The sequence below is a fragment of the Micromonospora sp. DT231 genome (assembly GCF_049847025.1).
Lineage (GTDB): Bacteria > Actinomycetota > Actinomycetes > Mycobacteriales > Micromonosporaceae > Micromonospora.
The window spans coordinates 158,620-172,094 of the sequence record NZ_JBNCNO010000002.1; the positions used below are offsets into that span (position 1 = coordinate 158,620).

Genomic DNA, 13,475 nt, shown 5'->3' on the forward strand with positions numbered 1-13,475 from the left:
GCCGGTCAGCCGATGGCCATGTCGACGAAGCGGGACAGGTGCAACTGGGCCGCGACGGTCACGGTGTCGGTTGGTCCATTCCGATGCTTAGCGACAATGAAATCCGCTTCGCCCGCCCGCGGCGACTCCTTGTCGTAGTAGTCGTCACGATGCAGAAGTATGACAACATCGGCATCTTGTTCGATCGAGTTGTGGGTGGCGATGCCGTTGGCGATGAAGTTGTGCTTCTCGAGCACGGTCGCGTCGAACACCTCCTGCTCACCGATCGACTCGATAGACACGATCGAGTCCCAGAAGATGTCGTTGGTGGCGTGCAGGTCCAGATCGGCCGCATCAAGAACAGTGGCGATCGCTGCCAGGCGGGAGCGGCTGGGGGCGCGCTTCCAGAGGGTGCTGCCGCAGAATTGGGTGCCGATGGCCTTCGCGAACTCACGGTGAGTCATGCCCTGCTCGACCAAAATCTCCTTGACTCTGGCCCAAACCTCTCGTGGCACAGTGTCGACGTTGGTGTTGCTCTCCGTTGACTCCAACGCAGCGAGCAGAGCGGAACAGCCCTCCGACCGTTGCCCGTAGACGCCGATCTCGCGCAGGAACCTCAACTGGTCATCCCGGCCGGAGATGTCGAGCGTGTACTGAGGGCGGTGCCCCACGACTGGTACGACCCTCAGCCGGGCCGTGATGCCGTACCTGAGGAGCAGTCGCGAGATGTCCTCGAGCATTCGGCGGCTCGTGGACGCGAAATAGACGCGACCTCCACGACCTGAGCCGTTGACGGTCACCGAACCATCTGTGGCCCAGAGGTGCCGCAGGAAGGCGGTGATCTGTTCCTTGGGCAGGCTGAAAACGGCCGAAGGAAGGAACTTCTCGTGTGACCGCAGACCGAAGAGACCCAGGTCGTCCAGCCACGCAGCGATCGGGTTACGCCGACCGCGAGCCAGGCGATAGGGCGCAGGCAGCCGGAGAGTGGTCACCCTCGCGGCCGCATAGTCGTCACGCACGGCGGTGATCCCGAAGTGCTTCGCGGCTTCCGCCACAGCCTGCAGGTTCAGCTCATCACAGCTTGCATATCGGATCGGCTGGCGCCGAACGAAGGAGCCGTCACCCAACAGGTGCGCCAACATGACGACCTCCGCGTCGTCCCATGGGCGGGTGGCCATTGGCGGCGGCAGGTGACGTGGTGTGGCAAGGCGATCCCCGGGTGAAAGCTCGCCGAGTGGAACCCACCCGGTGAACGCGAGGAAGGGGTGGTTGGCTGTGGCATCGATCTGCTTGCCCGATGCGAGAGTCAGCCGGAACACCTCGCGGCTACCACTCGGGAAGACGTGGGTCATCGTGCGTGGCGTGTACCGAAGGCTCTCGTCTAACGCCCAGACCGGGATGTCTTTAGCGTTATTTGACAGCAACTCACCTAGCGTGATCTCGGTATTGTTATCCGCTCGAACCACTCGTGTCTCCGCCGTGAGACAGCCCGACTCCCGCAAATCGGACAACTGGGGTCGCTTGTCGGTACGTTGCTCGGGGCCACGGTTCAGCTGACTCACCGCGATCACCGGACACTCGACCTCCTTGGCCAGCAGCTTCAGGCCACGGGACAGGTCGGCGACCTCCTGCTGGCGGCTCTCGGTGCGCTTCGGCGAGGTCATCAGCTGGAGATAGTCGACGACGATCATCTTGAGGTCGTGCCGCTGCTTGAGCCGCCGAGCCTTCGCCCGGATCTCCATCAGGTTCATGCTCGGTGTGTCGTCGACGAAGAGCGGCGCCTCGCTGATCTCACCCATGCACCGGGCCAGCTTGGTCCAGTCGTCGTCGGAGAGCTGCCCGCTCCGCAGCACGTGCAGTGGCACCCGCGCCTCGGCGGAGAGCAGTCGCATGACGATCTCGACCTTGCTCATTTCCAGGGAGAAGATCGCGGCAGCCTGATTGGCGCGAATAGCAGCATTTCGGGCAAAGTCCATGCTCGCCGTGCTGTTGTGCGTCGGGATCATGGCCCGGCCGGCCAGGTACAGATGATCGTCGTTGTCTACGGTCACGCACCGCACCGGCACGCTGGGGACCGGGCGGACGTCGACGATGAAGCGGGTTCCGGATCGGGCGGTGCCCTCCCCCCGCCGTCGTGCCGCGTGCAGTTCCCGCTTTCGGGCAAGCCCGAAGACCTGGTCCCTGGTCGTGAAGTTCACGTTGTATGCGACCGACGTCTCCGGCTTGCGCCCGTCGACCGCTCTGCGACTGATCGAGCAGCGGTATCCCAGACTGACGATCAGCTCATACACCCCGGCAGCCAGTCGCGCCGAGGTGGTGGTGAATTGCGCATTTCCCGTGCCAGTGACAGTCCCGTCGGTGTCGAGCAGCCCTGCGAGCAGGGCTCGGCGCTGCCCTTCAGACGCGCGCAGGTAGGCATCGGGTATGTGCTTGAAGTTCAGCACTCCCGACTCTCGCAGACTTCGCACCAGGGAGGAAGGGCGGTTCCCGCAGGCCGCGCAGCCATTTCGACGCCTGTCGCAGACCGGGCACTTCCTGGGCAGGATCGTGTAGAGGGTCGAGACAGCGCCTGACTGCCTGACCTCGAAGCCATCCTCTTCGATACGCCGCAAAATACCGGGGTCAACGGTCGTGATCCGGCTGTCGGCGCTGCTGCCGTCACCCAACCACGCCCCGAGCGTGTACGGCGGGATCGGGAGGAGTCGATCGGGAAGGCTGAGAGGGGCCGCGTTCGTAACCGCGTGATTGAGGCGACGATCTGCCGTCTCCGTGCGCAGCGTCGCCCGAATCTGCTCGGTCGTCACGACCCCCGGCTGCATGCTGTCACCGGGGTCAGCGGTCCAGCGCTCAACCCGGTGGAGCAATCCTCCACGGAGCGCACGGGTGGGATACGCACGCGCGGGACGTTTCCCCGGCCTGCCGCGCATCGAGGAGGAAGCCTCCCGCGGCAACTCACGGGCGACCCTTTGGGCTGTGTGTACGAGCTCTGCGCCGATCGTGCTGGCCAACTCGTTGATGGTGACGGTGTCAGTGGTCGAGGCGGTCGTGGCGACGGCGCGCAGCCGTTCAACGGTCTCCGGGCGCCATTGGTTGCGACGCCTGTCGTCGCCCGCTCTGCGGCTCGCTCGGGTGGTGGTCTTCCACAGATGCTCAGCGTCCGCCACGATGATGGACCCGTCGGAAAACTCAACCTCGTAACAAGGACGGTCGTGACGCACCTCGAAGGCATGGGTGACAGTGGTGGGATGACCGTTCGCGCCGATGAGCCGGTCACCGACCTGTACCTCACCCATCGTGGTCCAGCCGTCCGGCGTCGGCAGCGGGGTGTCGAGCGCGAGCGCCTTTCCCAGACCGGGCCGGCCAGCGACAATAATCAACTGTCCGGCGTGTAGGCCGTTGAGCAGTCGGTCCAGGTCGCTGAAGCCGGTCGGTACGCCGGTCATCATCCCGCCCTGCGCGCCCACCGCCTCGATCTCGTCGAGCGTCGGCTGCAACATGTCGGCCAGGATCGCGAAGTCCTCGCTGACCCGCCGTTCGGTGACGTCGTAGACGGCCTGCTGGGCGAGGTCCACGACGTCGTCGACGTCGCGACTGCCGCCGCTGGCGGTGCCGTAGCCCAGTTGCACGATCTTGGTGCCGGCCTCGACCAGCCGGCGCAGCACCGCACGTTCGCTGACGATGCGCGCGTAGTAGGCCGCGTTCGCCGCGGTGGGCACGCTGGCGATGAGGGTGTGCAGGTAGGGCGCGCCGCCGATGCGGGCGAGATCGCCGGAGTCGGTCAGGGCGGCGGCCACGGTGATCGGGTCGGCCGGCTCACCCCGGCCGTAGATGTCGAGGATGATGTCGAAGATGGTGGCGTGCACCGGCCGGTAGAAGTCGTTGGTCTTGAGGATCTCGACGACGTCGGCGATGGCGTCCTTGGAGAGCAGCATGCCGCCGAGGACGCACTGCTCCGCGGCGACGTCCTGGGGTGGGGTCTTGTCGAACTGGCCGTCGCGCGGCCCCTGTGGCTGGCCGCCACCGGACCGTGAGTCCGCCCGCCTGTCGTCGGTGACCGACACGGGTCCCCCTCCAGTGCGTCGGATCTGATTCCAGCTCTACCGCTGGGGTCTGACGATTCCGTCCGACCGGGCCGGTCGATCGGGGGCCATCGCGCCGGCGGTCGGGGGCCAACCATACGGACCCCGAGGTCAGAGACTCAACAACGCCGGTGGACGAGCCTCGGGACAACCTGTGGATGCCGGGGGAGATGATGTGCGCAGGGTGTGCACAGCCTGTGGATAACCATTGGGGAATTCTTGGCCTTAGGCCGTTGACCTGGGAAAACATGCTCCCCAGCCTGTGGAGGAGAATATTTCGGTCGGGCCTGTGACACGATCGTCCCGTACTATCTCCAGCGAACGGCTACACCTGGACAGCGGATTCCGCTTTCGGTTCAGAAGGGTCACACTCCGGCCGTGAGTTACCGGGACTGGGGACGCGGGGATGGCAGCCCGCGCGAGCGCCAGCCGACCGCCTCGTGGGGTGAGCGCGCGGCGTCTCTTCCGGTTGATCCGTACGACGAGGACGGTCGCTACCGCACCTCCAGCCGGCGGCGCGCGTTGGACCGCGGCCAGGACGAGCCCGTCGACGCCTACCTGCCCCGGTGGGCGCTGGAGTCGGGTGTTCGGCACGCTGACGGCGGCGGTCGCCACGCGGCACCGGACGACGAGGAAGAGCCCGAACGCGAACCCGAGCGGCCGAGTTCGGGTGCCGGCCGGCGGTCGATCGAGTCGTCTGGCAGCCGGCGGCGGGGCAGCGACACGAGTTGGCGGGAGCAGACGGCGATCGGCGCGGCTCCCGAGTCGGACCACACCCGGGAGTGGACGCTCGACCGTCCGCAGGAGCAGGGGTACGCCGGCCGCCGGCGCGCGGACGCCGGGGAGGACGAGCCGGTTTCCGGTGCTGTCCCGGACCGCCGTCCCCGTCGCGCGCCCGCTGGCCGTCCGCAGGTGGTCTGGTCGGGCGGGGATCTGGAGTCCGCTCCGAGCGAGCCGGTGCCGGGCCCGGAGGTGAGCCGTCCCACCCGGCGCAGCCGCCGTGCGGCGGAGGAGTCGTGGTCCCGGCCGGCGGCCGACCCGTGGGCACGTGGGTCGGATCGGGTGGCTGAGCCCGAGCCGTCGTACCCGCCCGCGGTGGATCCGTGGGACGCCTCTGGGGTGCACGGGTGGCCGCCGGGGCCGGGTGCGGACGGCACGGATCTGAGCGAGCAGTGGTCGGCGGTGGAGAGCGTCGGTGGCTGGGAGCGGTCTGACCGCACTGGTCAGTGGGAGCGGTCCGCGATCGAGGACGACAAGTGGGACCAGACACTGCCGCCGCGCTCGGACCGGGATGCCGCGGCGGAGGGTTGGCCGGCCCGGGACGGCGGGTTCTGGTCCGGCACTCGGCTGGCCGGCGATGATCCCCGGTGGACGGATCCGCTGCCGTCCGCGCCTCGATCGCCGGTGGTGGGTTACACGGCTCCGAGGCCGCGCAGCGCCGCGGTGCCGCCGGTGGGTGCGCCACGGCGTCGGGCGGATCGGCCGGCCGCCGGGACGGCGTCGGTGCGTCGGCGGGTCGAGTCGGCGGCCACGGGCGCCTGGGCTCGCCGCCTGGAGGACGACCTGCTCGACCCGGATCCGGGCGGACCCTTCCGGCCGCTGCTGTACACGGCGGCCTGTTATCTGACGCCGGCGGTGCTGATCTTCGTGTGGTTGTTGACCTTGGACAGTCAGGCGCCCGCTGGTTGTGTGACAGACATCAGCGGGGGTGGGTGCGACTCACCTCGGTCCCGCGCGTTGGAGTCGTTGCTGGCTGGCTCGCCGCGCTTCGGGTTGGCGCTGGTGAGCAGTCTGGTGGTGGCGGCGCTGCTGCGTCGGGTGGGCACGACCTGGCGTTCGGCGACCATCGCGCTCGCCGCCGCGGTGGTGGGCGGCGGTCTGTCCACGGTGCTGATCAGCGCGGTGACCGGCCAGCCGATCGGCTGATCGGGGCGCGGGCAGGCCGGGCCGCGGGCAGGCCGGGCCGCGGGCAGGCCGGGCCGCGGGCAGGCCGGGCCGCGGGCAGGCCGGGCCGCGGGCAGGCAGGAGCGAGGGCGGACGACGTACGCACGAGGGCCCGCACCGATCGCTCGGTGCGGGCCCTCGTGGTGGTGTTGCGGACGTCAGCCCTGAAGGACGTTCAGGTTGAACGACGCGGTCACGTCGGGGTGAAGCTTGATCTTCACCGGGTAGGTGCCGGTCGACTTGATGTGACCGGGCACCTCCAGTCGGCGACGGTCGAGGACCGGGCCGCTGGCCGCCTTGACGGCGTCGACGATCTCGGCCGGAGTGACCGAGCCGAAGAGCCGTCCGCCGTCGCCGGCGCGGACCTTCAGGTTGACCTTGAGACCCTCGAGCTGAGCCTTGACCTCGTTGGCGTGGTCGAGGTCCCGGATCTCGCGAGCCCCACGGGCTCGCTTGATGACGGTGACCTGCTTTTCCGCGCCCTTGGTCCAGGCGATCGCGAAGCCCTGCGGCAGCAGGTAGTTACGGCCGTAGCCGTCCTTGACCTCGACGACGTCGCCCGGGGCACCGAGGCCGGACACTTCCTGAGTCAGGATGATCTTCATATCGGTGCCTCCTCTCAGCGGGTGGTGGCCGTGTACGGCAGGAGCGCCATCTCACGGGCGTTCTTGACCGCACGGGCGATCTGGCGCTGCTGCTGCGAGGTAACGCCGGTCACCCGACGAGCGCGGATCTTGCCGCGATCGGAGATGAACTTGCGCAGCAGCGCGGTGTCCTTGTAATCGATGTAGGCGATCCCGTCCTTGTCGAGCGGGTTCACCTTCTTCTTGGGCTTGCGCAGTGCCGCAGCCTTGGCCGTTGCACGTGCTCCTGGTTTGCGATCGCGAGCGCTAGGCGCCATTAGAACGGTGGCTCCTCATCAAAATTGGCGCCCGAACCGGCACGCGCGGGAGAGGGAGAGGGAGCAGCCGAAGCCCAGGGGTCGTCGAAGTTGCCTCCGCCGCCACCCTGACCGCCGCCACCGCCGCCACCGAAGCCGCCGCCACCGCCGCCGGAGCGGGACATCTTCTGCACCTTCGCCGTGGCGTAGCGCAGCGACGGGCCGATCTCGTCGACCTCAAGCTCGATGACAGTGCGCTTCTCACCCTCGCGGGTCTCGTACGACCGCTGACGCAGCCGGCCCGACACGATCACCCGAGCGCCACGCTGCAGCGACTCGGCGACATGCTCGGCGGCCTGCCGCCACACGGTGCATGCGAGGAACAGCGGCTCGCCGTCCTTCCATTCGTTCGACGCCTTGTCCATGAAACGGGGCGTCGAAGCGACTCGGAACTTGGCGACCGCAGCCCCGGAGGGGGTGAACCGCAACTCGGGGTCATCGGTCAGATTGCCGATGACCGTGATGGTGGTGTCTCCTGCCATGACCATCTCCTCGCGCACTCAGCGTCTCGTCGTACAGGCTCGCAGAGCCGTACGACAGAGTCGCGGAGGCTGATCCGGACGAACCGGGGTTGGATGCTCTAGCGCATTTCCGGTCGGATGACCTTGGTGCGCAGCACGGACTCGTTGAGGCGCAGCTGACGGTCCAGCTCGGCCACCGCAGCAGGCGTGGCCTGCAGGTCGATGACGGCGTAGATGCCCTCGGCCTTTTTGTTGATCTCGTACGCGAGGCGCCGACGGCCCCACACGTCGGTCTTCTCAACCGAGCCACCCGCGGTCCGAATCACGTTCAGGTACGTGTCGAGCGACGGTGCGACGGTGCGCTCCTCGAGGCTGGAGTCGAGGATGACCATTAGTTCGTAGTGACGCAAGACGTGCTCACCTCCTGTGGGCTAAGCGGCCACGGTCCTTCCGTGGCAGGAGGTCTTGTGTCGCTGCCCGCTCGCGCCGAGGGAACTCGGCCGGACGCGGACAACCGGACCAGGATACCCGGTCCGAACGATCATGCCCGGGGCGGCCGGGTCAGCACCCGGACACGCTGACGGGGGTCCACCGCCCGACCGTTACCGATCGGTGGTGGACCCCCGTCCAACGAGGCCGCGGGGCGTCCCGTCCGCATTCCTTGGGTGGGACCTGGGGAGGAACGACCACACCGATGAGGTTGGACTGGAGACGCCCCGCGGAGCTTTATCGTGTTGTTATCTGACGATACAACAGCTCTCGTACCTTGTCGGAGCAAAAAGCACAAATTTCCCGGATTCTTCGTCGGTCGGAATCCGCCCGACGAGGGGGCCGCCCCCGCCGCGCCGGGCCGCGCGGCGGAGGCAACCTCGCTGTCGGCCGTCGACCCCGGTCGCCGTACGCGGCGCTCGCGCCGCCGGCTGACCCGGCTGTGGTCGCCGGTTCAATCCCATCAACGACCGTCGGTCCGAGCGGTGACGTCAACGCCCCACGACACCGCCCCGACCGTCGCGGCGGCGGTCCGGCCCGCGACGTAGGCTCGCTCGCATGCGTATCGGAGCCCACGTCGACTCGACCGACCCGCTGGCGGAGGCGGCCGCCCGGTCCGCCGACACCGTGCAGTTCTTCCTCGCCGACCCTCAGGGGTGGAAGGCGCCCAAGCCCCGGGAAGACGCCGAGCGGCTGCGCGCGGCCGAGGTCGACCTCTACGTGCACGCGCCGTACGTCATAAACGTGGCGACCCTCAACAACCGCATCCGGATTCCGAGCCGGAAGCTGTTGCTCGGGCATGCCACCGCCGCCGCGGCCATCGGCGCCAAGGGCTTGATCGTCCACGGCGGGCACGTCAACGCCGGGGACGACCTGGCCGTCGGCTTCGACAACTGGCGCAAGACCTTCGCGTACGCCGCCGACTCCGGTGGCTTCGGCGTGCCGGTCCTGATCGAGAACACCGCCGGGGGCGACAACGCGTGCGCCCGCCGACTGGACGCGCTCGCCCGACTCTGGGACGCCATCGGCGACCACGAGGTCGGCTTCTGCCTGGACACCTGCCACGCGTACGCGGGCGGCGAGGAGCTGCTCGGGCTCGTCGACCGGGTCAAGGCGATCACCGGACGGATCGACCTGATCCACGCCAACAACTCCAAGGGCGCGTTCAACTCCGGCCAGGACCGGCACGACAACCTGGACGGCGGGACGATCGACCCGGAACTGGTGGTGGCGGTGATTCGGGCGGCCGGGGCGCCGGTGGTCGTCGAGACACCGGGAGGTGTGGCCGGTCAGACCGCCGACATCGACTTCCTCCGTCAGCAGCTCGGGACGGAGAGCCCGGAAGCATGACGACCGGACAGCCCGGGACCGGCGCGGCCCGGCCCGCCCCCACCGGCGCGAAAGCCGAGAACCAACCCGCCACCGCGTCCACGACGGCCAGCCCGACCCAGCCGGCCGACAGCTCGGGCACCGACAGGGCGCCCGAATCCGCCGAGGCATCGGCCGCGACGACCGCGGAAAGCGCCGAGCGGTCCCCGCGCCCGACCGACGACGCGAAGCCCAAAGCGGCGAGGAACGGCAGGCCCACGAACGCCAGCGCCGCCACCGGTGAGATCGAACCCGCTCCCGAGAAGGACACCGCGGCCAAGACCAGCGGTACGGGAAAAGCCAGCGACACGGCCAAGACCAGCGACACAGGCAAAACCAGCGACACGGCCAAGACCAGCGACACAGCCAAGACCAGCGACACAGCCAAGACCAGCGACACAGCCAAGACCAGCGACACAGCCAAAGCCGGCGATACGGGCAAGACCAGCGACACAGCCAAAGCCAGCGATACGGGCAAGACCAGCGACACAGCCAAAGCCAGCGACGCGGCCAAGACCAGCGACACGGGCAAGACCATCGACGCGGCCCAGGACGTCGCCGGTACGGACGCACCGAAGCGCGGCTGGATCAGCCGCCTGACCAAGCGCGGCAAAGCGGCCAAGGGGGACAGCGCCAAGGCCGGCGCCGTCAAGGTCGGCGACCCGGTCAAGGACGGTGACCCGGTCAAGGACGGCGACTCGAAGGACGGCGACTCGAAGGACGACGCGGCCACGAGCGGTGGCACGGCCAAGAGCGCGAAGGCGAGCGACGCCAACGGTCCGGATGGCGAGGCCAAGCCGGCCGACCCGGATCGCTGGGAGGCGTTCGCTTCCGCTCCGGAGCCGAAACCGTCAATCGTGAGCCGGGCCAGCCGGGCCGTCGGCCGCTTCCTGATCCACGAGTGGACGCTCGCCGCCCTCGGCTCGCTGGCGCTGGCCGTGCTGATGACCTGGCCGACGTTGCGCTACCCGCGTTACACACTCCCGCAGGACTACTGGGACCCGAGCCTGCAGGCCTGGCAGATGGCCTGGTCCGGGCACATCCTGCTGACCGACCCGGCGCACCTGTGGCAGTCCAACACGTTCTTCCCCGAGCTGTGGAGCTTCGCGTTCTCCGACACACTGCTCGGGTACGCCCCGGCCGGGATGCTCGGCAGCGGCCCCGAGGACGCGATTCTTCGCTACAACATCATGTTCGTGCTGGCGCACGCGCTCGCCACGTTCGGGGCGTACGCCCTGGCTCGGCAGTTGGGCGCCGGTCGGATCGGTGCCGCCGTCGCCGGTGTCACCTACACCTACGCGCCGTGGTTGCTGTCCCAGGCCGGGCACCTGCACGTGCTCTCCAACGGCGGGATTCCGCTGGCGTTTGCGATGTTGGCGCGCGGGCACGGCTGGTCTCTGCGGCACGGTTACCGCCCCGAGCGGCGGCACGACGGTTGGGTCTACGGCGGCTGGCTGGTGGCGGCCTGGCAGCTCAGCCTCGGCTTCGGCATCGGGCTGCCGTTCGCGTACTTCCTGGGTGGCGCGGTGCTTGTCGCCGTCGTCCTCTTCTTCGTACGGCGGCTGCGCACCCGCCAGGCCGTGCCCTTCGGTCGCCGGTTGTTCGTCGCGAACCTGCTCGGTGGGGTGTTGTTCGCCGGTGTGGGTGTGCTCCTGGCGCTCCCGTTCTTCCGGGTCACCGAGCTGCACCCGTACGCCGAGCGCACCATCGACGACGTCGGCGTCTTCTCGCCGCCGGCGTCGGGTTTCGTGACGTCACCCGCGGAGTCGTTGATCTGGGGTGGGCTGCACAAGGGCGCCCGCGCGGCGCTGCCGTGGCACCCGGAGATGACGCTGTTGCCAGGCTACGTGCTCTACGCGCTCGCCCTGGGTGGGCTGTTCTTCTCGGTCTGGCGGCTGCGGCACCGACTGCTGCTGCTCACCGGGGTGTTGGTGACGATGGCCTTCGCGATGGGCACCCGGTTCTTCGACGGCACCTTCACCTACGTGCCGCTCTTCGAGCACGTGCCGGGCTGGAGTGCTCTGCGTACCCCCGGTCGGTTGATGTTGTGGACCACGTTGTTGTTGGGCCTGCTCGCGGCGGGAGCGGTCACCGCGCTCACCGATCGGGTCCGCGAGCTGACCGCGCAGCGGATCCCGTCGTGGCCGGGGCCGTGGCTGCGGATGGCCACGTTGCTGCCGCTGCTGCTGGTGACCGTCGAGGGGCTGAACAACACCCCGCACCCGGTGGTGCCGACCCAGCCGGCCGCGTTGCGGGCGGCCGAGGGGCCTCTGCTGGTGCTGCCCAGCAGTCAGAACCTGGACCAGCACGTGATGCTCTGGTCGACCAGCGGGTTCCCCGATGTGGTCAACGGCGGCAGCGGCTTCACGCCCCGTCAGCTTGACGACGTCCGTCGGGTGAGTCAGTCGTTCCCCAACCAGACGAGCGTCGACTACCTGCGCACGCTCGGCGTCCGGACGGTGGTGCTGCTGCGCGGCCAGGTGGCCGGCACGCCGTGGGAGATCACCATCGACGCGCCTGTCGAGTCGCTCGGCATCACCCGGCAGGAAGTCGGCGACGCTGTCGTCTATCGCCTGTGACGCTTTGGGGCGGGTTTTCGGGGGAGCCCCAACCGGCTCCAGGCGGCTCCCCCGAAAACTCCTGACGTGGTGCGGGCCGAGTTCGGCCCAACTGTCAGGTGGCCGCGGCGGGCTCGGGTTCGGGTTCGTTTGTCGTCGGGCGGCGGCGCCAGCGGTCCAGCCACGGCGCATCCGGTGCGCCGTCGAGGACGCCGCCGTCCGGGTCGTCCGAGTAGGTGGCCCGCACGGCGTCCCGCTCGGGGTGCAGGATCTCCTTGACCACCAGCACGCAGAGCACCACCACTGTGGTCAGCCGCAACGTCGAGGCCAGCACGAACACCCCTTCCGGGAAGACCGGGCGGCTGGTCGCCGCGCCGAGCAGCTCACCGTAGAAGGCGACGAAGTAGCAGACCTCGGCGATCTGCCAGGCCAGGAAGGCTCCCCACTTCGGCCGGGCCAGCACCACGAGTGGCAGGAGCCACAGCACGAACTGCTGCGACCAGACCTTGCTGAAGATGAGGAACGCCGCGACCACCAGGAAGGCGAGCTGGCCCAGCCGCGGTCGGCGCGGTGCCCGCAACGCCAGCACGGCCACCCCGAGGCAGGCCAGCCCGAACAGCGCGTACGAGATGTTGTTGAGGGTGGGGATGTTGGCGTTCAGCCACTCGAACGGGCCGAGCTGGCCGGGGTCGTTGCCGACCTTGCCGTCCAGGTAGCGCCCGATGTACCAGAGGGTGCCCCAGTCGATCGGCCGGGTGGTGTTCAGCTCGAAGAACCGGTCCCAGTTGTCCGGGTAGGCCCGTGCGGCGGGCAGGTTCACCAGCACCACGGCGGCGACCGCCGTGCCGACGGCGGTGAGTGCGGCACGGAGCCGGCCGGCCCGTAGTCCGAGGACGAGGATCGGCCCGAGCACGAACAGCGGCCACAGTTTCGCCGCGCCGGCCAGCCCGAGCAGCACGCCGGCGACCGCAGGTCGTTTTCGGGCCCAGGCCAGTAGGCCGAAGGCGGCCAGCCCGATGGCCAGCAGGTCCCAGTTGACGGTGGCGGTGAGCACCAGCGCCGGGGCGAGTGCGAACAACGCGGCGTCCCAGGGTCGTCTGCGGCGCAGCGCCAGGATCACCGCCACCGTGGCGACCGCGAGCGCGCCGAGCACGAGCGCGTTCAGGTTGTAGAACCACTGGCCCTGGTTGATGCTCGGGTCGCCGTCACCCACGGCGTGCACGGGCAGGCCCAGCGCGCCCATGAAGTAGCCGGTCAGTACTGGGTACTCCACGGGGTGGTCACGGTAGGGAACCTTGCCCTCGTTGAGCCCTTCGGCGTAGTACAGGGCGAGGACGTCGGTGTAGCAGAACCGGTTGTACTGGACGTTGTTCTGCCAGGCGCCGTCCTGGCAGGGCGACTTCTGCACCCAGTGCAGCGCGAGGGTGAGGCAGGCCAGGGCCAGCACGATCCGGACGGCGGTCCAGAAGCGTCGCTCCTGGCCGGCTGGCCGGTCCAGCGCTGTCGCGTGGTCGCCCAGTGGGCCGCCGATCGCGCCGGAGAGGCCGCGGACGAACCCGTCGGACCGGGACGGGTGGTCGGTGGTTCCGGCGTCGTCGATGCCGGGCGTCGACTGGGTGCTCATGAAAAGGCATCCTGCCGTATGACCGGGGTACCC

The 13,475-nt window shown here is 68.9% G+C and carries 9 protein-coding genes; 3 read left to right on the plus strand and 6 right to left on the minus strand.

The window, feature by feature from the left end:
- Positions 1 to 5: 5 nt before the first annotated feature.
- Positions 6 to 3,911, minus strand: coding sequence for a replicative DNA helicase (locus ACPXBU_RS05555; RefSeq protein WP_425757536.1), 3,906 nt, complete (start codon positions 3,909 to 3,911; stop codon positions 6 to 8).
- Positions 3,912 to 4,436: 525 nt separating this feature from the next.
- Here ACPXBU_RS05555 and ACPXBU_RS05560 point away from each other — a divergent pair.
- Positions 4,437 to 5,984: a hypothetical protein gene (locus ACPXBU_RS05560; RefSeq protein WP_425756912.1), complete on the plus strand. Its 1,548-nt coding sequence runs from the start codon at positions 4,437 to 4,439 to the stop codon at positions 5,982 to 5,984.
- A gap of 176 nt (positions 5,985 to 6,160) precedes the next feature.
- On the opposite strand, the gene rplI is transcribed toward ACPXBU_RS05560, so the two are convergent.
- The 4 genes from rplI to rpsF form a co-directional block, all read right to left on the minus strand.
- Positions 6,161 to 6,607, minus strand: a complete 447-nt coding sequence (gene rplI, locus ACPXBU_RS05565) for a 50S ribosomal protein L9 (protein ID WP_357242916.1) — start codon at positions 6,605 to 6,607, stop codon at positions 6,161 to 6,163.
- Positions 6,608 to 6,621: 14 nt separating this feature from the next.
- Positions 6,622 to 6,903, minus strand: a complete 282-nt coding sequence (rpsR, locus tag ACPXBU_RS05570) for a 30S ribosomal protein S18 (protein ID WP_051723758.1) — start codon at positions 6,901 to 6,903, stop codon at positions 6,622 to 6,624.
- A complete protein-coding gene (locus tag ACPXBU_RS05575; protein WP_030487687.1) occupies positions 6,903 to 7,442 on the minus strand; it encodes a single-stranded DNA-binding protein in 540 nt (179 codons plus the stop codon). The genes rpsR and ACPXBU_RS05575 overlap by 1 nt, the downstream gene beginning before the upstream one ends.
- Before the next feature lie 80 nt (positions 7,443 to 7,522).
- Positions 7,523 to 7,813, minus strand: a complete 291-nt coding sequence (gene rpsF / locus ACPXBU_RS05580) for a 30S ribosomal protein S6 (RefSeq protein ID WP_036391391.1) — start codon at positions 7,811 to 7,813, stop codon at positions 7,523 to 7,525.
- A gap of 637 nt (positions 7,814 to 8,450) precedes the next feature.
- Between rpsF and ACPXBU_RS05585 the strand changes: the two genes are divergently transcribed.
- Positions 8,451 to 9,242 (plus strand): deoxyribonuclease IV, encoded by a 792-nt coding sequence (locus tag ACPXBU_RS05585; RefSeq protein WP_393365002.1) that lies wholly within the window; start codon positions 8,451 to 8,453, stop codon positions 9,240 to 9,242.
- The gene (locus ACPXBU_RS05590) at positions 9,239 to 11,839 is read left to right on the plus strand and encodes a hypothetical protein (protein WP_425756914.1); all 2,601 of its coding nucleotides are present in this window, start codon (positions 9,239 to 9,241) and stop codon (positions 11,837 to 11,839) included. Before ACPXBU_RS05585 ends, ACPXBU_RS05590 begins: the two co-directional genes overlap by 4 nt.
- A gap of 94 nt (positions 11,840 to 11,933) precedes the next feature.
- On the opposite strand, the gene ACPXBU_RS05595 is transcribed toward ACPXBU_RS05590, so the two are convergent.
- Positions 11,934 to 13,442 carry a glycosyltransferase family 87 protein gene (locus tag ACPXBU_RS05595; protein WP_393365007.1) on the minus strand — a complete coding sequence of 503 codons (1,509 nt, stop codon included), beginning with the start codon at positions 13,440 to 13,442 and terminating at the stop codon, positions 11,934 to 11,936.
- Between the last annotated feature and the right edge of the window lie 33 nt (positions 13,443 to 13,475).